The organism is Phycobacter sedimenti, from assembly GCF_038148855.1.
GTDB lineage: Bacteria > Pseudomonadota > Alphaproteobacteria > Rhodobacterales > Rhodobacteraceae > Phycobacter > Phycobacter sedimenti.
Map to the genome: position 1 here is coordinate 71,538 of NZ_JBBVGR010000006.1, position 20,887 is coordinate 92,424.

General features: G+C 59.8%; 16 protein-coding genes and 1 tRNA gene. 4 read left to right on the forward strand and 13 right to left on the reverse strand.

The window, feature by feature from the left end; genetic code table 11:
* Positions 1 to 33: 33 nt before the first annotated feature.
* From rpoB to rplK, 5 genes are all read right to left on the reverse strand, one after another.
* Entirely contained in the window at positions 34 to 4,170 is a 4,137-nt protein-coding gene (gene rpoB / locus AADA15_RS11730; protein WP_341641740.1) for a DNA-directed RNA polymerase subunit beta, read from the reverse strand.
* A gap of 279 nt (positions 4,171 to 4,449) precedes the next feature.
* Positions 4,450 to 4,824, reverse strand: coding sequence for a 50S ribosomal protein L7/L12 (gene rplL / locus AADA15_RS11735; RefSeq protein WP_341641741.1), 375 nt, complete (start codon positions 4,822 to 4,824; stop codon positions 4,450 to 4,452).
* Positions 4,825 to 4,905: 81 nt separating this feature from the next.
* Positions 4,906 to 5,424, reverse strand: coding sequence for a 50S ribosomal protein L10 (rplJ, locus tag AADA15_RS11740; RefSeq protein ID WP_341641742.1), 519 nt, complete (start codon positions 5,422 to 5,424; stop codon positions 4,906 to 4,908).
* A gap of 392 nt (positions 5,425 to 5,816) precedes the next feature.
* Entirely contained in the window at positions 5,817 to 6,515 is a 699-nt protein-coding gene (gene rplA, locus AADA15_RS11745; RefSeq protein ID WP_341641743.1) for a 50S ribosomal protein L1, read from the reverse strand.
* Between the two features lies 1 nt (position 6,516).
* Positions 6,517 to 6,942, reverse strand: coding sequence for a 50S ribosomal protein L11 (gene rplK, locus AADA15_RS11750; RefSeq protein WP_341641744.1), 426 nt, complete (start codon positions 6,940 to 6,942; stop codon positions 6,517 to 6,519).
* Between the two features lie 292 nt (positions 6,943 to 7,234).
* Here rplK and AADA15_RS11755 point away from each other — a divergent pair, with 292 nt between their 5' ends.
* Together AADA15_RS11755 and AADA15_RS11760 are read left to right on the forward strand one after the other, a co-directional pair.
* The gene (locus AADA15_RS11755; RefSeq protein ID WP_341641745.1) at positions 7,235 to 8,404 is read left to right on the forward strand and encodes an aminotransferase class V-fold PLP-dependent enzyme; all 1,170 of its coding nucleotides are present in this window, start codon (positions 7,235 to 7,237) and stop codon (positions 8,402 to 8,404) included.
* Between the two features lie 189 nt (positions 8,405 to 8,593).
* Positions 8,594 to 9,172: a hypothetical protein gene (locus AADA15_RS11760; protein ID WP_341641746.1), complete on the forward strand. Its 579-nt coding sequence runs from the start codon at positions 8,594 to 8,596 to the stop codon at positions 9,170 to 9,172.
* Positions 9,173 to 9,256: 84 nt separating this feature from the next.
* On the opposite strand, the gene nusG is transcribed toward AADA15_RS11760, so the two are convergent.
* From nusG to AADA15_RS11780, 4 genes are all read right to left on the reverse strand, one after another.
* Positions 9,257 to 9,790: a transcription termination/antitermination protein NusG gene (nusG, locus tag AADA15_RS11765; protein WP_341641747.1), complete on the reverse strand. Its 534-nt coding sequence runs from the start codon at positions 9,788 to 9,790 to the stop codon at positions 9,257 to 9,259.
* A 224-nt stretch (positions 9,791 to 10,014) separates the two neighbouring features.
* A complete protein-coding gene (gene secE, locus AADA15_RS11770; protein WP_341641748.1) occupies positions 10,015 to 10,212 on the reverse strand; it encodes a preprotein translocase subunit SecE in 198 nt (65 codons plus the stop codon).
* Positions 10,213 to 10,294: 82 nt separating this feature from the next.
* Positions 10,295 to 11,071, reverse strand: coding sequence for a hypothetical protein (locus tag AADA15_RS11775; protein ID WP_341641749.1), 777 nt, complete (start codon positions 11,069 to 11,071; stop codon positions 10,295 to 10,297).
* Entirely contained in the window at positions 11,055 to 12,002 is a 948-nt protein-coding gene (locus AADA15_RS11780; RefSeq protein ID WP_341641750.1) for a GSCFA domain-containing protein, read from the reverse strand. Before AADA15_RS11780 ends, AADA15_RS11775 begins: the two co-directional genes overlap by 17 nt.
* A 380-nt stretch (positions 12,003 to 12,382) precedes the next feature.
* On the opposite strand from AADA15_RS11780, the gene AADA15_RS11785 reads away from it, so the two are divergent.
* Positions 12,383 to 14,572, forward strand: coding sequence for an O-linked N-acetylglucosamine transferase, SPINDLY family protein (locus AADA15_RS11785; RefSeq protein ID WP_341641751.1), 2,190 nt, complete (start codon positions 12,383 to 12,385; stop codon positions 14,570 to 14,572).
* A gap of 163 nt (positions 14,573 to 14,735) precedes the next feature.
* Here AADA15_RS11785 and AADA15_RS11790 read toward each other — a convergent pair.
* Positions 14,736 to 14,811, reverse strand: a tRNA-Trp gene (locus AADA15_RS11790).
* A 141-nt stretch (positions 14,812 to 14,952) separates the two neighbouring features.
* Here AADA15_RS11790 and AADA15_RS11795 point away from each other — a divergent pair.
* On the forward strand, positions 14,953 to 15,660 hold the full coding sequence (locus tag AADA15_RS11795; RefSeq protein ID WP_341641752.1) for a lysophospholipid acyltransferase family protein: 708 nt from the start codon (positions 14,953 to 14,955) through the stop codon (positions 15,658 to 15,660).
* An 853-nt stretch (positions 15,661 to 16,513) separates the two neighbouring features.
* Here AADA15_RS11795 and tuf read toward each other — a convergent pair.
* The 3 genes from tuf to parC all read right to left on the reverse strand — a co-directional run bounded on the left by tuf (position 16,514) and on the right by parC (position 20,847).
* Positions 16,514 to 17,689 (reverse strand): elongation factor Tu, encoded by a 1,176-nt coding sequence (tuf, locus tag AADA15_RS11800; protein WP_341641734.1) that lies wholly within the window; start codon positions 17,687 to 17,689, stop codon positions 16,514 to 16,516.
* A gap of 164 nt (positions 17,690 to 17,853) precedes the next feature.
* Positions 17,854 to 18,414, reverse strand: a complete 561-nt coding sequence (locus tag AADA15_RS11805; RefSeq protein WP_341641753.1) for a hypothetical protein — start codon at positions 18,412 to 18,414, stop codon at positions 17,854 to 17,856.
* 84 nt (positions 18,415 to 18,498) lie between these two features.
* Complete coding sequence (gene parC, locus AADA15_RS11810) at positions 18,499 to 20,847, reverse strand: DNA topoisomerase IV subunit A (RefSeq protein ID WP_341641754.1); 2,349 nt, start codon at positions 20,845 to 20,847, stop codon at positions 18,499 to 18,501.
* Positions 20,848 to 20,887: the final 40 nt, after the last annotated feature.

Below are 20,887 nucleotides of genomic sequence, written 5' to 3' on the forward strand. Positions count from 1 at the left end.
GCGGAAGGGGGGACGGGAGAAGGGCAAGCGCCCTTACTCCTCAACCTCCGCATCCAGGAGTTCCATATTCAGGCCGAGACCACGGACTTCCTTGACCAGAACGTTGAACGATTCCGGTACGCCCGCTTCGAAGTTGTCTTCGCCCTTGACGATGCTTTCATAGACCTTGGTCCGGCCTGCGACGTCATCCGACTTGACGGTGAGCATCTCCTGCAGGGTGTAGGCGGCGCCGTAAGCTTCCAGAGCCCAGACCTCCATCTCCCCGAAACGCTGACCACCGAACTGCGCCTTACCACCCAGCGGCTGCTGCGTGACGAGGGAGTACGGACCAGTCGAACGCGCGTGGATCTTGTCGTCGACCAGGTGGTGCAGTTTCAAGAGGTACTTGATGCCAACGGTGACGGGACGCGCGAATTGCTCACCGGTGCGGCCGTCGAACAGGATCGACTGACCGGAGGTGTCAAAGCCAGCCCGCACCAGCGCATCGTTGACGTCTGCCTCTTTGGCGCCGTCAAAGACAGGCGTTGCAATCGGCACACCGCGGGTCACATTGGCTGCCGCCTCAAGGAGATCGGTCTCGCTCATCTCGGCGATCCCTTCGTCATAGACGTTCTCGCCATAGGCGTGATGCATCGCATCGCGCACCGGGGTGAGATCGCCGGAGCGACGGTATTCCTGCAGCGCATCGTCCACCTTGATGCCAAGACCGCGTGCGGCCCAGCCCATGTGGGTTTCAAGGATCTGACCAACGTTCATACGCGACGGAACGCCCAGCGGGTTCAGACAGAAATCGACCGGAGTCCCATCGGCGAGGAACGGCATGTCCTCCATCGGCACCACTTTCGAGATCACACCCTTGTTGCCGTGACGGCCGGCCATCTTGTCGCCCGGCTGAAGCTTGCGCTTCACGGCGATGAAGACCTTGACCATCTTCATCACACCCGGGGGCAGATCGTCGCCGCGACGGACCTTTTCGACCTTGTCTTCGAAACGGGCATCCAGTGCGCGTTTCTGCGCTTCGTACTGCTCGTTCAGGGCCTCAAGGATCTGGGCGTCCTGCTCGTCTTCCAGGGCGAGCATCCACCACTGACCACGGCTGAGCGATGCCAGCAGCTCTTCGGTGATTTCCGAGCCCGGCTTGATGCCTTTCGGGCCTTTGACCGCGGTTTTGCCCAGCAGCATGCCGCGCAGACGGGCGTAGATGTTGCGATCCAGGATCGCCAGCTCGTCGTCGCGGTCACGGGCGAGGCGTTCGACTTCCTCACGCTCGATCTGCAGCGCGCGCTCGTCTTTTTCAACGCCGTGGCGGTTGAAGACACGCACTTCGACCACGGTGCCGTAGTCGCCCGGCTTCACACGCAGGGAGGTGTCGCGCACGTCCGATGCCTTCTCACCAAAGATGGCGCGCAGAAGCTTTTCTTCCGGCGTCATCGGGCTTTCGCCCTTCGGAGTGATCTTGCCGACCAGGATGTCACCCGGCTCCACGTCCGCGCCGATGTAGACGATACCCGCCTCATCGAGGTTGCGCAGCGCCTCTTCACCCACGTTCGGGATGTCGCGGGTGATCTCTTCCGGGCCGAGCTTGGTGTCACGGGCGGCGACTTCGAATTCCTCGATGTGGATCGAGGTGAAGACGTCGTCGCGGGCAATCCGCTCGGAGATCAGGATGGAGTCTTCGTAGTTGTAGCCGTTCCAGGGCATGAAGGCGACGACGACGTTCTTGCCGAGGGCCAGTTCACCCATATCGGTCGACGGACCGTCAGCAATCACTTCGCCCTTGCGCACTTCCTGACCCACCCTCACCAGCGGACGCTGGTTGATGCAGGTGTTCTGGTTGGACCGCTGGAACTTGCGCATGCGGTAGATATCCACGCCCGCATCGCCCAGTTCCAGATCCGAGGTCGCCCGGATCACGATACGCTGGGCATCGACCTGGTCGATGATACCGGCGCGTTTCGCCATGATCGCAGCGCCCGAGTCGCGGGCCACGATTTCCTCGATACCGGTGCCGACCAGGGGCGCCTCGGCACGCAGGAGCGGAACCGCCTGACGCTGCATGTTCGAACCCATCAGAGCGCGGTTGGCGTCGTCGTTTTCCAGGAACGGAATGAGCGAGGCCGCAACCGAGACCAGCTGCTTGGGCGACACGTCAATCAGATCAACGCTTTCGCGCGGAGCCAGGGTGTAATCACCGGATTGACGGGTGGAGACCAGATCGTTCTGGAACTTGCCGTCCGCATCCAGAGCCGCGTTAGCCTGGGCCACGGTGTGGCGCATTTCCTCGGTCGCGGACATGTAGTGCACTTCGTCGGTGACCTGCGCGTCCTTGACGACACGGTAGGGCGTCTCGATGAAGCCGTACTTGTTCACGCGGGCAAAGGTGGCCAGCGAGTTGATCAGACCGATGTTCGGACCTTCCGGCGTTTCAATCGGGCACATCCGGCCATAGTGGGTCGGGTGCACGTCGCGGACCTCAAAGCCTGCACGCTCGCGGGTCAGACCGCCCGGCCCAAGCGCCGAGAGGCGGCGTTTGTGGGTGACTTCGGACAGCGGGTTGGTCTGGTCCATGAATTGCGACAGCTGCGAGGAGCCGAAGAATTCACGCACAGCGGCGGCCGCCGGTTTCGCGTTGATCAGATCCTGCGGCATCACGGTGTCGATCTCGACACTGGACATGCGCTCCTTGATGGCACGTTCCATGCGCAGCAGGCCGACACGGTACTGGTTTTCCATCAGCTCGCCAACCGAACGCACCCGGCGGTTGCCCAGGTGGTCGATGTCGTCGATGTCGCCCTTGCCGTCACGCAGTTCCACCAGCGCCTTGATACAGGCGATGATGTCTTCCTTGCGCAGGGTGCGCATCGTGTCCTCGGCGTCCAGAGCCAGGCGCATGTTCATCTTCACACGGCCAACCGCAGAGAGGTCATAGCGCTCGCTGTCGAAGAACAGGGTGTCGAAGAGCGCAGAAGCGGCCTCGACGGTGGGCGGCTCGCCCGGGCGCATGACGCGGTAGATGTCCATGAGCGCGGTATCGCGGCCCATGTTCTTGTCCATCGCCATGGTGTTGCGCATGTAGGGACCGACGTTGACGTTATCGATGTCCAGTACCGGGATCTCGGTCACGCCTGCATCGATCAGCTCTTTGACGGTGCCGCCGATCAGATCGCCGTCCTTGTCGAATTCAAGGGTCAGCTCGTCGCCTGCTTCCACGTAGATGGCGCCGGTTTCTTCGTTGATGATATCCTTGGCAACGTATTTGCCAACGATATGTTCAAACGGCACCAGAAGCTCGGTGATGGTGCCTTCGTCAATCATCTTCTTGACCGCGCGCGGGGTGACCTTCTTGCCGGCTTCGGCAAAGATTTCACCTGTGGCGGCATCGACCAGATCATAGGTCGGACGGGTGCCGCGCACACGCTGCGGGAAGAACGGGGTGACCCAGCCACGGCTTTTCTCAAGCTTGAAGGTGACCGTGTTGTAATAGGCATCCATGATGCCTTCCTGGTCCAGCCCCAGCGCATAAAGCAGGGTGGTCACAGGCAGCTTGCGGCGACGGTCGATACGGGCAAAGACGATGTCCTTGGCGTCGAATTCGAAATCCAGCCATGAGCCGCGGTACGGGATGATGCGGCAGGCAAAGAGCAGTTTACCCGAAGAATGCGTCTTGCCCTTGTCGTGGTCAAAGAACACACCGGGCGAACGGTGCATCTGGCTGACGATCACACGCTCGGTGCCGTTGACGACAAAGGTGCCGTTCGGAGTCATCAGGGGCATGTCGCCCATGAAGACGTCCTGTTCCTTGATGTCCTTGACCGAACGGGCGCCGGTATCTTCATCCACATCAAAGACGATCAGACGCAGGGTCACCTTCAGCGGCGCCGAATAGGTCATGTCGCGCTGCATGCATTCTTCGACGTCGTATTTCGGCTTTTCCAGCGCGTATTTCACGAACTCCAGAACGGAGTTTTCGTTGAAATCCTTGATCGGAAAGACCGACTGAAAGACACCGTTGATGCCTTCACCGTCAAGGGGCACGTCGGCATCCCCGGAGCGAAGGAACAGGTCGTAGGAGGATTTCTGAACCTCGATGAGGTTCGGCATATCCAGCACTTCGCGGATCTTGCCATAGTACTTGCGAAGACGTTTCTGGCCAAGGAACGTTTGAGCCATGTCAGATGTCACCTTTCGAATTTCTCACCGGACAAGGATGCCGCCGGGCTTCGGCATCTTGCCCATACGAGATAGAGCGCTCGGATCAATTCATGGCTGCCGTCCCGAATGGCCGCCTCCCGATCACGTAAACCGCATCTAAGAAAAAGACCTGTCGACAAGGTCCCTTTCTGAGACAGGTTCGGCTGGACCCGGGTTTCCCCGGATCCAGCCAAATTCTGAGGGAGCGTGAGGCAGGGCTTCAAGGAAACCCCCACCTCTATGTCCCGCAAGCGAGGCTTAGGCCAGCTCGACTTCGGCGCCAGCTGCTTCCAGCTTGCCTTTGATGTCTTCGGCTTCGTCCTTGGAGACGCCTTCTTTGATCTTGCCGCCGGCTTCGACCAGTTCCTTGGCTTCTTTCAGGCCCAGACCGGTGATGCCGCGAACTTCCTTGATCACGTTGATCTTGGACGCGCCGGCGTTCTTCAGAACGACGTCGAATTCGGTCTTTTCTTCCTCAGCTGCGCCACCGGCGTCGCCAGCCGCTGCAACCATGACGGCGCCGCCAGCTGCGGGCTCGATGCCGTACTCATCTTTGAGGATGGTTTTCAGTTCTTGTGCTTCAAGCAGGGTCAGACCAACGATCTCTTCTGCCAGTTTCTTCAGATCAGCCATTTTATCAGCTCTTTCCGTTATAAAGTGTGTGTTTCCAGCGTGTGAGCATAAGCCCCACACCGGTCATTCAGTGCCAACCGCTTATGCAGCTTCCGCCTTCTCTTCGATGGTCGAAAGGATGCTTGCGATATTGCTTGCAGGTGCGCCAATTGCGCCGGCGATGTTGGAAGCGGGTGCGCCGATGCAGCCAGCGATGGAGGCAATAAGCTCCTCGCGGGACGGCATCTTCGACACGGCTTCGACGCCTGCGCGGTCCAGAGCGTTCTCACCCATTGCACCACCGAGGATCTCAAACTTCTTGTTATCCTTGGCGAAGTCCTCGGCCACCTTGGCAGCTGCCACGGGGTCCTCGGAGTAGGTAAGAACGGTCATCCCTGTCAGCAGGTCAGACATGCTTTCACACGGCTTACCCTCGAGGGCGATTTTGGCGAGCCTGTTCTTGGCAACACGCACGGCGCTTCCGGCATCGCGTGCGCGTGCCCGAAGATCCTGCATCTCGGCAACTGTCAGACCGGCGTAGTGAGCAACCACCACGACGCCAGAGCTTTCGAAGATCTGGCCGAGTTCCTCGACCAATTTCTCTTTCTGGGCTCTATCCACAGTTCTCTCCAGGTTTTGGGGGGCTTGCGCTCCCCGGCTCTTTGATGTGCCAGACCAGATGGCCCGGCGTTCAAGTCCGCAATACGGGGTTAGCCAAAGTCGCCCGAGGGTATAGAAACCCTCGATCTATTGGTCTTTCCCGTCTCAGGAGGGAAATTAAGGCCCGATCGAAAGGCCACCCACCATCTTGGACGAAATGAAATAAAGCGCACGACGAATCGCACGCTTTACCTCAAGTGGTTGATAGTCGCTTCGATACCGATTTCCAAGAGGTAAATCGCAGTCTCGCAAAAACTTGCCAGCACCGACACTCCCGAGCGTTTTCATGCCCTGCAAAGCAATGGCCCGCACGAGAAACTCGCACGGGCCACTCAGAATTCGAAAGGCGCAGCTTACTCGCTGACGGCCTGATCCACATCGACGGTCACGCCGGGACCCATGGTCGAAGACAGCGCGATCTTCTTCATGTAGGCACCCTTTGCACCCGACGGCTTTGCCTTGGCAACAGCCGAAACAAAGGCACGGATGTTTTCAACCAGCTTGGCTTCATCGAAGGACGCTTTGCCGACACCTGCGTGCACGACACCGCCTTTTTCCGCCTTGAACTGAACTTCGCCGCCCTTGGCCGCTTCAACAGCGGCCTTGACGTCCATGGTCACGGTGCCGACCTTGGGGTTCGGCATCAGGTTGCGCGGACCAAGAACCTTACCCAGACGGCCAACGACGGGCATCATGTCCGGGGTCGCGATGCAGCGATCGAAATCGATGGTGCCGCCCTGGATGGTTTCCATCAGGTCTTCTGCACCAACGATGTCCGCACCGGCTGCCTTGGCTTCATCCGCCTTGGCGCCACGTGCGAAGACCGCAACGCGCATGTCCTTGCCGGTACCGTTGGGCAGACCGACAACGCCGCGCACCATCTGGTCTGCGTGACGGGTGTCAACGCCCAGGTTCATGGCGATTTCGATGGTCTCGTCGAACTTGGAGGTTGCGTTGGCCTTGACCAGGGCAACTGCTTCTTCGACGGTCAGGTTCTCTTTGCCTGCGAAGGCATCGCGCGCTGCGCGGGTACGTTTACCGAGCTTTGCCATCTTACTTCACCTCGATGCCCATGGAGCGGGCAGAGCCCAGGATGATCTGCATCGCCGCTTCAACGTCATTGGCGCTCAGATCTTTCATCTTCGCTTCGGCGATCTCGCGCACCTGAGCAGCGGTCACGGTGCCAACAGTCTCACGCGAGGGAGTCTTGGCGCCCGATTTCACCTTGGCGGCCTTCTTCAGGTAGTAAGACGCGGGGGGCGTCTTGATGTCCATGGTGAAGGACTTGTCCTGATAGTAGGTGATCACGGTCGGGCACGGCGCGCCGGGCTCCATGTCTGCGGTCTTGGCGTTGAACGCCTTGCAGAATTCCATGATGTTGATGCCGCGCTGACCAAGCGCCGGACCCACTGGCGGAGAGGGGTTTGCCTGACCTGCAGGAACCTGCAGCTTCATCGAACCAACAAGCTTCTTAGCCATTTGGTTTTCCTTTCAACAGGGGTGGAACGCGTTCCACCCGGTTCTGTGTTGCGTGGTCCGGTATCCGGGTCGCGACCCATAGACCTCCCACGAGAGAATCTCGCCCGAAGACGATAAAGGCGGCGTGTACAGGGGAAAGGGCGGGTTGGCAAGAACTTTGGCCGCAACATCTGTGTGCGCAGGACCGGGGCGACCTACGGGTCTTCAGAGTTGCAGCAACACGTTGAAAGCGCATAGGCTCCCCTCGGACCAGAACGCCCCAAAGATGTTTTAACAGCAGAGACTTTCCCTCATGATTGATATTGATCAGATCCGTTCGGACACACCGAGCTGTGCGAAAGTACTGCATTTCAACAACGCAGGCTCGTCGCTGATGCCGAGGCCCGTCTTTGACGCGCTGCAACGGGTTCTGCGAGACGAAAACGAAGTCGGCGGGTACGAGGCAGAGCGGCGGGCGCAGGAGGACATCCAAGCCTTCTATTCGGAGTTCGCAGGCCTTCTGAACGCCAAGCCTGATGAGATTGCCTTTGTCGAGAACGCCACCCGCGCCTGGGACATGGCCTTTTACGGCCTGCATCTGGAGCCGGGAGACAGGGTGATCACCCATTCCTCTGAATATGCCTCCAACTACCTCGCCCTTTTGCAGCAGTCGCGTCGGCTCGGCTTTGAAATCGACCTAGCGCCGTCGGATGAGAGCGGTCAGATCGATGTCGGGGGGCTGGAGGCCATGATCACCCCCCGCACCAGGCTGATCGCCATCACCCATGTGCCGACCCAGGGCGGGCTGGTGAACCCAGCCGCAGAGGTCGGCGCGATCGCGAAAAAGCATGGCGTTCTCTACCTGCTGGATGCCTGCCAATCGGTCGGGCAGATTGACGTCGATGTGGAACAGATCGGATGCGACATCCTGTCGGGCACCGGGCGAAAGTTCCTGCGCGGACCGCGGGGGACGGGGTTCCTCTACGTGCGCCGAAACATCCTCGACCAGATCGACCCTCCGTTCATCGATCTTCTGTCGGCAAAATGGACAGGGACAGACAGCTACGAGCTGGCCCCAGGCGCCAAAAGGTTCGAGAACTGGGAAAGCTATGTCGCAGGCCGTGTCGGGCTGATGGAGGCCGTCCGCTATGCGCGCCGCATCGGCCTGACCAATATCGAGGCGCGCGTGACCACGCTGGCCCAGGACCTGCGCGATGCGCTTGGCGCGGTTGAGGGCGTATCCCTGCATGATCTGGGTGCCAGGAAATGCGGGATCGTCACATTCACTAAAGACGGGATCGACCCCAAGGGCATCGCAGACGCCCTGCGCGCCCGCCAGATCAACGTCTCAGTCTCGCCCGTGACCTGCGCCCGCCTTGATATGGATGCTCGCAATCTGAATGCCCTCACACGCGCCTCGGTGCATTACTTCAACACCCACAATGAGATCGACCGCTTTGTGGATGCCCTGAAGCAAGTGTAGCAAGGGCGGCATGCGGAGGAATGATGGGGTTGGCAAGCACCTCCAGCATTGGCAACTGAGGCGCTTGGCTACTCTCGCCAAAAATGCGGTTCTACCCTAGGCTGAAAATCACAGGAATGGAAAATCCAGGTTTCCGTTTACCGTTGGGCCGAAGGCTGATTGAACACTCATTGCTATGAGAGCGAACGATTGAAACCAATAACTATTTCCACCACTAAAACTGTTTCCGCCACCTCGCGAACTCCGCTTGTGCGCTACAGCCAAACGTATGGCAGTCAAAGCATGCTGGCGCACAAGATTCTGCTCCTTGCCATCTTTGCATTCAACTTTTTCTACTGGTCGCCGCCAATTCTCAGCGCTTGGCCAGTGAAGGATCCCAACAAGGGAATCTGGTTCCTGTCCGTCTTTTCATTACTCATGATCTCGGTCGCCACTATCCGCATCCTACGCGACCTCAGGCAACGCCTGCGCGGGAAATCATCCTCTCCCTCAGCGGTACTCGAGGTTGAATTTGCGCCAGACGGGCTTTTCCATATCGCCGACGGCGTGACGGGACATATCAAATGGCCCACCATCAAGTCGATCAGCTTTGAAGGTGGAATTTATGTTCTGAAGATTGAAGAAGCGGGCGAAACCAGTGAGACCATTGTCACCCCATGGGTACTTGATGGCGACGAGCGACTGGAGGTTGAGAGCCTACTACTTGAGTATCTTCCGACACCCGTCGCCGCCCAACTGTCGGAGTTCCTCGCACCCCCAACAAGCTGAGCACTGCGGGAGCGTCAGGCAAAACAAAAAACGCCGCGCTGCATGAAGCAACACGGCGCCTTGAAGTCCAATTATGGATGCAGATCAGCCCTGCTTGGTGACCTGGGTGAAGTCCAGCTCGACCGGAGTTTCGCGGCCGAAGATTGACACGGTAACCTTGAGCTTCTGGTTGTCGTCGTCCACGCCCTCGACCATGCCGTCGAAATCCTCGAAGGGTCCGTCGTTGACCTTGACCTTCTCGCCGATCTCAAAGGAGATGAGTGTGCGCGGAGCTTCTTCGCCTTCCTGAACGCGGCCCAGGATACCCTGAACCTCGGCGTCGCGCATCGGCATCGGGCGGCCCTGCGGACCCAGGAAGCCGGTCACGCGGTTGATCGAGTTGATCAGATGGTAGCCCTGGTCGGACATTTCCATATGCACCAGCACGTAGCCGGGCATGAAACGGCGCTCGGTGGTGACTTTCTTGCCGCGGCGGACCTCGATCACCTCTTCGGTGGGGACCAGAACCTCGTCGATCTCGTCCTCAAGCCCGTGTTCGGCAACAGAGGCGCGGATCTGCTCTGCGATTTTCTTTTCGAAGTTCGAAAGAACGCTGACCGAATACCACCGTTTCGCCATGAGCCTGATCGTCCTTGTTTTGCCGGGCGCATTGCGCCGCATTCATCATAATTCGGTTTTTGGCCAGGGGCCCCTGCCCCTAACAAAAAGCGGCGCGCAACACGATTCGCCGCACGCCCATGCCAGAGTTACCGGCCCAACTACCCTCAGGCGAGAGCGAGATCAAGAGGCTGAGCGGCTTTTACGCCCTGTCCGCCCCTTGCCTGCATCCAGCCTCGCCTGTGTCAGCCGAACATCCCCAGCAGTCCGGAAAGACCGGTGCGGATCAAGAGGTCGACAAGGGCAAAGAAGGTCGCCGTCAGGGCCGCCATGATAAAGACCATCACGGTGGTCAGCAGCACTTCGCGGCGGGTTGGCCAGACGACCTTGCTGACTTCGGCGCGGACTTGCTGGATGAACTGAACTGGATTGGTCATGGCCATGTGGCGTGATCTCTCTAAAGGCGGGTTCGCCGGGATTTAGCCGCTGTGGGCATCAAATTCAAGCCCTACGGCAGGAAGGACATCAGGCCGGTGCATCGGCTGTGGCCCCTGCACCGGCAGGATCCGAGGCGAGCCGCGCAAACAGCTCTTTCAGGAGCAATGCGCCAAAGGCTCCGTTCTTGTGAACGGGGTCCTGCAACTCTGTCGCGCGGCTGGAGGCAAATTCCATCCGCGTCAGGCATCCGCGGGTGACGGTTTCTTCGGGTTGCGCGATCAATGAAACGCCATCCTGTGCCATCCTCCGCGCAATGCCCTCCCACAAAGCGGCGCGTTGTTCTGCCGTGGCCTGCTGGTTGATCGACCGGACGATGACCTTTTCGTCAAGCACCTGATCATTCATGAAGGAGGCCGGTGAAAAGAACACCCGCGCCTGGCCTAATGCGGCAAAGGCACATGCTGCTCGGTAGGATCGGCAACCGGTCAGCCAGCGGTCCAGAACCGCATCGCGCACCGCCTTGCTGAGGTATCCCGCGTCGTCCTGCGCCCGCCACAGCATTGGCACCACATAGGACTGAGACCGCAGGCGGCTGCCGACAAAAAGGAAAACGTCAAAATCCTCAGGCCCCAGACTATCGCGCCCGGTGTCACTGATCATCCTGACCTGTTCCTGCGACTCTTGGGTCTGGGGCTGCAGGCGACCGCCTTTCAGATGAATGCCACGAAAGGCCGGACCGCTCGCCCCCCAGAACTCAAGTCCACCCTGCGGCACCGAAACCAGGCCCTCATCCAGCGCATGTTTGATACAGGCAATATGACTGTCGCCATAAATGCAAATTGACAGACTATCGGGCGAAAGCATCCAGCATTTCCTCTTCGCATTTCACGGCCCGACCGCCACGATCTCCCTGAACAGACCGCACCTTGGTCCCTGTCCGAGCTGTTTTTTGCGGAAAATGAGCCTGCTGGGCGGCAAAGAAGCTTTCCATCACGTGGTCGACGCCCCTGGCAATCACACTGCGCTGGTTGCTGGCATAGAACATGCCGCGAAAGGCAGGGTGGGTAATGATCTCGTAGGACGGGAAATAGTCGACATCATCATGGTCGGCAGCCAGATCGCCTGCCACCGCCCGCAAGACGGATTTGGAGTAGGACGTGGCCGTCAGCACATGTTCCCCCGAAGCCGTGGCGGTCAGCGGCACCGGGGACACCGTGAGCAAGACCTTGAGCCGCGGATTATGCGCGCGCATCAGCTCCAGCGCTGCACTCATGTCCTCGAGGATTTCCGAATAGCGTTGATTGTGGAAAACATGCACCTCCGGGTCAAACACTCCGCCAGCGGTGCCCGGACACAGCGCGTATTCCATGCCGGTCTTCCGGTTTCGCCAACTCTCGGTCAATCCCATGGTGAAAACAAAGACATCGGCCTTTCGCACGGCCCTGCGCAGTGCGGCAAGCGTGGCGCTGCGAGACGCGATCAGCTCGTCCGACGACGCAAATCCACCCGGTTCGATCACGGGGCGCAGCGGGTCCTGAACGCGCGCCTTGGCCTGCCATACCTCTGTCCACTCCGGAGCCTCTGCGTCTGTTGCGCCCATGGCCAGCTGCAGCCACTGGCGCAGCATACGCGCCGTATAAATGTTTCCGGTCCGAACAGAGAAAATCCCGTAGTTGAAGCTGCGCGCCTGTTCTTCGGTCAACAACTCGGGCGCGGGCTCGGCGTCCAGCCAGCGATAGCCCCGCGCGCACAGCGCGCGGCTGAAGTGCTGCGCAAAACAGGACCCGGCAGTCACCACCTTGTCCGTGGGAAGAATTGCGAACGCGGGCCTCCAAAGTTCTGATATCTCGAGCGGGTTATGCGCTGCGACAGCGCTTTTCCAAAAAGCCTTCTGCGGCAGATCGGCATATGGGTTTGTCGGCTTGGCGCTGCACATTTTGAAACCGGTGATTAGGGATCCACAGGCGGAGCCTAAGAGGAGCGGCAGGCGTTTTCAATCGACGCCGGGGCTGCAGCCAAGACTGGCGCCGACACCGCGGCGCAGATCCCACAAAATGACCATAAATCCCGATAAATCGATTTTTAATTCTCTTCGGCCATGGTCATTCGCGACGGCCCGGTAAGTCATCAGAAGGTGCAGAGGTCGGCCATAGCATGCAAGTGAGACAGGACTCCATGACCATTGCAAATTCTTTGAACAAAGCGCAGCGCCTGGAACGTGACGCGAAACTGGATGACGCCGCCCGCATTTATGGCGACATCCTGAAAAAGTTCCCAAAGAATGCCCGTGCCCTCAAGGCTCTGAATTCTCTCCAGCAGCGGATGCAATCAGAACAGAATCCCTCGGCTGAGACGCAAAAGCAGCTGACAGACAGCTTTGCAGCCGGTCAGTTCCAAGCAACCGCATCCTCTTGCGCCTCAATGCTGAACTCATACAGGCGCTCGCATTTCCTGTGGGACCTGCTCGGACAGTGCCACCTGAACGCCGGAAATCTGGACGAGGCCGCGACATGCCTGCACAAGGCCTGCGAGCTCAACCCCCGCGCGCCGGGCACCTATGCAGCCATGGGCGACGTCTGCAACAAGATGGGACGCACAAGCGATTCCATCGCGCTTTACAGAAAGTGCCTTTCGCTGGATCCCGATCACATCCCGACCCTCAACAGCCTGGCCAACATACTGGCACATCAGGGGGATCTGGCAGAAGCCGCAGACCTGTTGGAGCGGGCAAACCAGAAGTGCCCAAACAACCCGCGACTGATCTACAATTGGGCCAATGCCCTGCGCCGCCTCGGGAAACTGGCAGAGGCGAAAACACTGTTTCAACAAGCCTGTGACCTTGCTCCGGATTTGACCGAGGCCCGGTTCAATCTTGGCCAGATGGAACTCCAGTCCGGCAATCAGGAAAACGCCATTCGCAACTTCGAACAGGTTCTGGCAACCAATCCCGGCAATGACCGTGCCCGCGCGCAAAAGATGCACATGATGGCGCAGCTCAACGATTGGAGATGGGTGTCCGAATACAACGAGCATCGTCGGAACCTGGGCCTGCAGGGTGTCTCATGCTCGCCCTTCGTCATGATGACGCTTGAGGACAACCCCGACCTGTTGCGGCTTCGCACGCAGGCACACGCAAACGATCTCATGCCCAGCGTTGCCGCCAGAACGCCTGCGCGCGCGGCACAGCGTCCGGCAAAACTGCGTATCGGGTACTTTTCGTCCGACTTCCACGATCATGCGACGATGAACCTGATGGGGGGGCTGTTTGCCGCTCACGACAAGAGCAGGTTTGAGGTCACGGCCTACTCTTACGGCAGTGCACCGGCCGATGAGGCCCGCAACCGTGTCGCACGCGATGTGGCGCGCTTCCGCGATGTAGCCAATCTGTCCAATGCGCAGGTGACCGAAATCGCCCAATCCGATCAGCTCGATATCGCGATTGATCTGAAGGGCTATACCGGGGATACCCGCTTCGAGCTGTTCGCAAACAGGCTCGCTCCTCTTCACGTGTCGTACCTGGGGTATCCCGGGACCATGGGAAGCACGGCCTTTGACTATCTGATCGGAGATTCGGTGACCTGCCCGCCCGGCAGCGAACGCTACTTCGACGAATATCTCATCCGCATGCCCCACAGCTATCAGGTGAATGACCGAGAACGTCCCATTTCCGGTCAACAGTTCACCCGCCGCGATTGCGGGCTTCCCGACCAGGGGGTGGTGCTCTGCTGCTTCAACAACAGCTACAAGATCACCCCCCGTGAGTTCGACATCTGGATGCGCATTCTCGAACAGACCCCGGACAGTGTCCTGTGGCTGCTCGACGGGGGACCCGTGTCCCGTGCCAATCTGCGTCAGGAGGCCAAGAACCGCGGTATCGACCCCGATCGGCTCGTGTTCGCTCCGCGCATGGCAACTGACGAACACCTGGCGCGGCACCGGGTTGCCGATCTGTTCCTCGATACATTCACCGTCAATGCGCATACCACCGCGAGCGATGCGCTGTGGGCGGGGCTGCCGCTTCTGACCATGCCCGGCCGTCAGTTTGCTGCCCGTGTGGGGGCCAGCCTTGTCAGCGCGGTCGGCATGCCGGAACTGATCGCCAAGGATGAAGCCGAGTACGAGGAGAAGGCTCTGGCCCTCGCCAATGATCTTGAGGCTTTGGCCTCTTTGCGTGCGAAGCTGAAACGCAGGCGGCTGTCCTCTCCTCTCTTTGATACGGCCGGGTTTGCGGTCAATATCGAGCGAGGATTCGACATGATCTTTGAACGCCACATGCAGGGGCTTCCTCCGGCGCATCTGGATGTTCCCGCCCACACGAAAAAGCGGAACTCCCGATCGGTCAGCAAGGTGAACGCCGCGGCTTGATCCCACACGGTCAGAGCGTTCTTTCGATTGTCTCTCAAGCACCCGTTTCGCCGCAGGACTTCTGTGGCGGGACGGTACCTGTTCAGAAGACAGCCTGCCGCGCCCAATGCAAAGCACCGCGGATACGGCGTGACCGCTTCGATCTTCATCAGTGTCGAGGAAATGGCAGGGGCAGCAGGGCTCGAACCCGCGACCTACGGTTTTGGAGACCGTCGCTCTACCAACTGAGCTATACCCCTACGGTGCGGCAGTTCCTAAGCCACCACCGCGCGGGAGGCAAGAGGGAAATGGCGCCAAAACCCGTCAATCCGCCCTTTCCCTTTCCCGGACTGGCAGCCACTGATCTGCTGGATTAAGAGGGGAGTGAAAGGATCCCTGCCGTGAGCCTCAGAAAAAGAATTGCAGACAGCCCGCGCTTCAATCGGAGCATTGAAGCCATGTTCGCCACCTATGTCCGATTCGCCCATCGCACCTCGCGCTGGCAGCGCAGTGGCTTTGAGGACATGGACGCCTGCGTCAAACGCGGTGAGCCGGTGATCTTTGTGCTGTGGCACCAGAGGCTGATCATGGCACCCTACCTTTTTGACACATCCTTGGGGCGGATCTGCGCACTGACTTCAGCCGCACGGGCCGGGCGTCTGGCCGGTCAGATCCTCGTGCGCCTGGGCTTTGAAACCATTCCCATGGGCAGCTATCAGCGCCATGTCGCTCTCTCACGCGAAGTGGTACGCCGCACCAAAGAAGGCTGCTCGATCGGAATAGCGGCCGACGGCCCCCGTGGCCCGGCACGGATTTCCTCGACCGTTCCCATCGTTTGGGCCCGCATGACCGGCTGCAGGGTCTTTACCGTCGCTTTTGCGGAAAAGAAGGTCATGAAACTGCCCACCTGGGACAAACAGATGCTGCCGCTCCCCTTCTCCGAGGGCGTACTGATGTGCCAGGAATGGACAGAGACGGTTCCCAAACGCCCTTCCGATGAGGAAGCCGAAGCGCTGCGCCAAAGCCTTGAGGCCTGCCTAGATGACATCACGGACAAGGCAGACCGGGCTGCAGGCCGCACGCCGGACGCCATTAAAAGCCTTGGCTGAATTTGCCGAACCTTACCCCAGCAGAACCAAAGGGCGGGGCTTTTCCTGCGCGGTTCCCTGAATGCGGTATGAGGCCCGTATCAGTCGTTGGGCAGAAGAGGCCGAAGAGAAGGCAAACTGACGTCAACCCCCTCAAGATGGGCCTAGGCACGACTTCGTCGTCCAGGACTTAGACGCACCTTCCCGTGAAGGCGAGCGTGCCGTTTTCTTGGCGCGAAACGTTCAGATCTCTCAATGAATGGTCGGCACCGCAAATTCCACCATTCTTGTCTGATCGAAGATCCTCTTCCGTCCAGGCTGACCCGGCGGTGCCAGAGAAGGACTTCCGGTTTTTGTCCCAGGAAACGGCCACTCCGTAAGCCGAAGGCTTTGAAGTCGAGGGCGAGCCACCAGCGCCACAAGATGCGACTAACATGGCAGAAAACGTGACGAGGATAATCGAACGCATAAACAAATGCTCCATTTTGATTTTCACGCTGCATTTACCCGTTTAGAGTGAATCGACCCAGTTGATTCAACAAAAAGCTGCACCGCCTTGGACCATCCCATACCAAATCCCCCTTTTGCTTCCCCAATCACAGATGGCTTGTTCAGCAGGTCCTGGCGCCACTGCGCTGCAAGGTCTTATGCCTGCAAAAGGTTTCCCGCAAAAGGTGCTTGCGGATTTTCCGCCGGGCTGCCCTCGGGAAATTCACGCTGTGGCGCGGATACCCTGTCGCAACCATCACAGCATAGCTGTGGTTACTTGATGTACTTCCACACAGGTTCGATCTGCGAGTCTCTGTGTCATCGCGTTCACACAAAAAGGCCGCCCCAAGGGCGGCCTTTCCGTTTGATCAATCAGCGTTGCTGATTACTCGATGATCTTCGACACAACGCCAGCGCCGACGGTGCGGCCGCCTTCGCGGATGGCGAAGCGCAGACCGTCTTCCATCGCGATCGGCGCGATCAGCTCAACCGAGAACTTCAGGTTGTCGCCCGGCATCACCATCTCGGTGCCTTCCGGCAGGGTCACGGTGCCGGTCACGTCGGTGGTGCGGAAGTAGAACTGCGGACGGTAGTTCGCAAAGAACGGGGTGTGACGACCGCCTTCTTCCTTGGTCAGGATATAGGCTTCGGCTTCGAACTTGGTGTGCGGGGTCACGGAGCCCGGCTTACACAGAACCTGGCCACGCTCAACCGACTCACGGTCGATACCGCGCAGCAGCGCGCCGATGTTGTCGCCTGCTTCACCGCGGTCCAGCAGCTTGCGGAACATTTCAACGCCGGTGCAGGTGGTCTTGGTGGTGTCTTTGATGCCGACGATTTCGATTTCGTCGCCAACGTTGATCACGCCACGCTCGACACGGCCGGTCACAACGGTACCACGGCCGGAGATCGAGAACACGTCTTCGATCGGCATCAGGAACGGCTGGTCGACAGCACGTGCCGGGGTCGGGATGTACTCGTCCACGGCTGCCATCAGTTCGCGGATCTTGTTCTCGCCGATTTCCGGGTCACGGCCTTCCATCGCCGCCAGGGCGGAGCCTGCAACGATCGGAATATCGTCGCCGGGGAAGTCGTAGGACGACAGCAGTTCGCGGATTTCCATTTCGACGAGCTCGAGCAGCTCTTCGTCGTCAACCTGGTCAACCTTGTTCATGAACACGACCAGCGCAGGCACGCCAACCTGACGCGCCAGCAGGATGTGCTCCCGGGTCTGGGGCATCGGGCCGTCGGCTGCGTTCACAACCAGGATCGCGCCGTCCATCTGCGCCGCACCGGTGATCATGTTCTTCACGTAGTCGGCGTGGCCGGGGCAGTCGACGTGGGCGTAGTGACGCGCGTCGGTTTCATACTCAACGTGCGCGGTCGAGATGGTGATGCCGCGGGCCTTTTCTTCGGGCGCGCCGTCAATCTGGTCATACGCCTTGAAGTCACCAAAGTACTTGGTGATCGCTGCGGTCAGCGTGGTCTTGCCGTGGTCAACGTGGCCGATGGTGCCGATGTTGACGTGCGGTTTATTACGCTCAAACTTTTCCTTAGCCATTCTCTTGGCGCCCTTTTGAAATGTGGGGTCCATCTGCGACCCGGTTTCCTCTGCGCGCGCCGATTATTTGGTTTGCGCGCAAAAATCAACCCGTTCCTGCTTGACAGATGCGGATTTGGCCAAGTTCAGCCGGATTGCCCGGGTTTCGGGCCCGGTTCAGAGGTTTAGCCCTCTTCGCTGGCCTCTTCACGGGGGGCGAACCAGCCGTTTTCCTTGTGCTGCTCGGCCATCCATTCTTCGACCGCATCGGCGATATTGAGCGCAAGGCCCGCGATCTGCTCTTCCTTGGTACGGCTGTGGCCCGAGCCGACGATCGCGCTTTCCCCGGTGGTGTCCTCGAAGATCTCCATCTGGTGCTTGTCGGCCAGGAATTCCTGTTTGGCGACATCATAGACAAAGACATTCACCACCGCGACGCTCTTGGGGTTGAACAGGATCGGTACGCCCGGCGGCGCCAGCATGAAGCCTTCGAGCGTGACCGCCACATCGTATTCCTGGCTGCCCTCATAGCGGCGCAGGCGCGCCTCAAGCGCGGTTTTCATCGGTTCTGTCCATTCGGACTGGTCCGCGTCGCGGGACATCGGCCATTTCAACGCTTTCTCGGTGTAGACATGGGCCACCCGCACCTTGAAGGCACCCAGATCCTCGGGCGGCTCATTGAGCTGGGTTTCACTGCAGGCCGCAACCAGGGCGAACAGGCCCAAAAAGGCGAGAAGTCGGATCATGTCTTTTCCCTCAATCGCACCGGGCCAAGTGCCGGTCGCTGGCAGATAGCCAGAGCGGGCGGCGCCGGTAAACCCCAGAGGCAATCATTTGAATTTATAGTTGCGCGGGAAACCATAGGGCGGGCGTTTGCCGACACCGGCCCGCTTGCCCAGCCACTGGCCAAGGTCGGTTTCATGACGGGTTTTGCCGCCGCCCATTTCCCAAGAGAGGCCATCGTCCCAGTTGAAGGTGGTGACGTCACTCAGACCGCCGTCCAGCTCCAGCGAACCCTGCTTGCCCCGCGCCATGTTGTATTTCTGCAGGCGGACGCCCTTGCCGCGCGACAGTTCCGGCATCTCTTCGACAGAGAAGACCAGGAACTTGCCGTTTTCCGAGACCACCGCCACGTGATCACCAGTCACAGGAACGCAGACCTTGGCCTTTTCATCGTCCTTGACGTTCAGCACCTGCTTGCCGCCACGGGTCTGTGCCACGATGTCCTTTTCGGCGCAGATAAAGCCGTTACCCGCGGATGAGGCCACCAGAAGTCGGCCTTCGGGGTTATGGATTAGGATATCGACGATCTCGACCTCGTTGGGCAGATCCACCATCAGGCGCAGCGGCTCGCCCATGCCGCGACCACCCGGCAGGTTGGCAGCAGACAGGGTATAGAACCGCCCGTTGCTGCCAAAGACCAACAGCCGGTCCGTGGTTTCCGCATGGAAGATGAAACGCGCGCCGTCGCCATCCTTGAACTTCAGTTCCCGGCTGAGATCGATATGGCCGGTCATCGCCCGGATCCAGCCCATCTGAGAGCAGACCACCGTGATCGGTTCGCGGTCGATCATCGCCTCAAGCGGAACATCCTCGACCTCACCGGCTTCGGCGAAACGGGTGCGGCGGGAACCGCCTTCGTACTCCTTGCCAAACGTCTTTTTCGTCTCGCGCAGCTGTTCGGTGATGCGCGTCCATTGCAACTCTTCTGACCCCAAGAGTTCGACCAGCCCGGCGCGTTCCGCGCGCAGGGCGTCGCGCTCGCGGGTCAGTTCGATCTCTTCCAGCTTACGCAGGGAGCGCAGGCGCATGTTGAGGATCGCCTCGGCCTGCACCTCGGTCAGCTCACCTGCCCCGGCGGCGGGCGTCACGTAATCGGCCTCGTCTTGGGCGCGGGGATGATCCTTGGACCAATCCTCGCGCATCAGGGCGGCCTTGGGGTCCTCGTCATAGCGGATGATGTCGATCACCCGGTCGAGGTTCAGGAAGGCGATGATGAAACCGTCGAGCACCTCGAGCCGGTGATCGATCTTGGCCATCCGGTGGCGCGAGCGGCGCTGCAGCACGTCCCGGCGATGATCAAGGAAGGCGCGCAGCACCTCTTTCATCGAGCAGACCTTGGGCGTCACCCCGTCGATCAGCACGTTCATGTTGAGCGAGAAGCGCACCTCAAGGTCAGAGTTGCGGAACATCAGCCCCATCAGGATCTCGGGATCGACGTTCTTGGATTTCGGCTCCAGCACGATGCGGATGTCATCGGCCGACTCGTCACGCACATCGGCGAGGATCGGCACCTTCTTGGTCTGAATCAGCTCGGCGATCTTCTCGATCAGCTTGGATTTCTGAACCTGATAGGGGATTTCCGTGACCACGATCTGCCACTGGCCACGGCCCAGATCCTCGACCTCGTGGGTGGCGCGCAGCCGAAACGATCCGCGCCCGGTGCGATAGGCCTTGGCGATATTCTCCTTCGGCTCCACGATGATGCCGCCGGTGGGAAAATCAGGGCCGGGCACGTATTTCAGAAGCGTGTCGTCATCGGCGCCGGGGGCCTTGATTAGGTGGATACAGGCGTCGATCAGCTCGGCGATGTTGTGCGGCGGAATGTTCGTCGCCATGCCCACCGCGATGCCGCTGGCGCCATTGGCCAGAATGTTCGGAAAGGTCGCAGGCAGAACCGCCGGTTCGGTCAGGCGGCCATCGTAGTTGTCGCGGAAATCGACCGCATCCTCGCTGAGGCCTTCAAGCATAGCCTCGGCAACGAAGGTCATCCGCGCCTCGGTATAGCGCGAGGCCGCCGGGTTATCGCCGTCGATATTGCCGAAATTGCCCTGACCGTCCACCAGCGGGTAGCGCACGTTGAAATCCTGCGCGAGGCGCGCCATCGCGTCATAGATCGCCGCGTCCCCATGCGGGTGGAAATCCCCCATGGTATCGCCGGAAATCTTCGCCGATTTCAGAAAACCACCGGTCGATGTCAGCCGCAGGCGGCTCATTGCGTAAAGGATCCGCCGGTGAACCGGCTTCAACCCGTCGCGCGCATCGGGCAGCGCCCGATGCATGATCGTGCTCAGCGCATAGGTCAGGTAGCGCTCGCCAATGGCGCGGCGCAGGGGTTCCAGCACTTCGCCATTCTGCGGCGCGGAGGGGAGGTCGGGGTCTTCTACCAGGTCGCTCATATCGTGGTAATACTGCCCCCGTCTGCCGCGGTAAAGCGGC

What these genes read in the sequence shown, in the direction of transcription:
- rpoB (WP_341641740.1), bottom strand. Translation starts at nt 4,170, where the DNA reads ATGGCTCAAACGTTCCTTGGCCAGAAACGTCTTCGCAAGTACTATGGC.
- rplL (WP_341641741.1), bottom strand. Translation starts at nt 4,824, where the DNA reads ATGGCTGATCTGAAGAAACTGGCAGAAGAGATCGTTGGTCTGACCCTG.
- rplA (WP_341641743.1), bottom strand. Translation starts at nt 6,515, where the DNA reads ATGGCAAAGCTCGGTAAACGTACCCGCGCAGCGCGCGATGCCTTCGCA.
- rplK (WP_341641744.1), bottom strand. Translation starts at nt 6,942, where the DNA reads ATGGCTAAGAAGCTTGTTGGTTCGATGAAGCTGCAGGTTCCTGCAGGT.
- AADA15_RS11755 (WP_341641745.1), top strand. Translation starts at nt 7,235, where the DNA reads ATGATTGATATTGATCAGATCCGTTCGGACACACCGAGCTGTGCGAAA.
- nusG (WP_341641747.1), bottom strand. Translation starts at nt 9,790, where the DNA reads ATGGCGAAACGGTGGTATTCGGTCAGCGTTCTTTCGAACTTCGAAAAG.
- secE (WP_341641748.1), bottom strand. Translation starts at nt 10,212, where the DNA reads ATGGCCATGACCAATCCAGTTCAGTTCATCCAGCAAGTCCGCGCCGAA.
- AADA15_RS11775 (WP_341641749.1), bottom strand. Translation starts at nt 11,071, where the DNA reads ATGCTTTCGCCCGATAGTCTGTCAATTTGCATTTATGGCGACAGTCAT.
- AADA15_RS11785 (WP_341641751.1), top strand. Translation starts at nt 12,383, where the DNA reads ATGACCATTGCAAATTCTTTGAACAAAGCGCAGCGCCTGGAACGTGAC.
- tuf (WP_341641734.1), bottom strand. Translation starts at nt 17,689, where the DNA reads ATGGCTAAGGAAAAGTTTGAGCGTAATAAACCGCACGTCAACATCGGC.
- AADA15_RS11805 (WP_341641753.1), bottom strand. Translation starts at nt 18,414, where the DNA reads ATGATCCGACTTCTCGCCTTTTTGGGCCTGTTCGCCCTGGTTGCGGCC.
- parC (WP_341641754.1), bottom strand. Translation starts at nt 20,847, where the DNA reads ATGAGCGACCTGGTAGAAGACCCCGACCTCCCCTCCGCGCCGCAGAAT.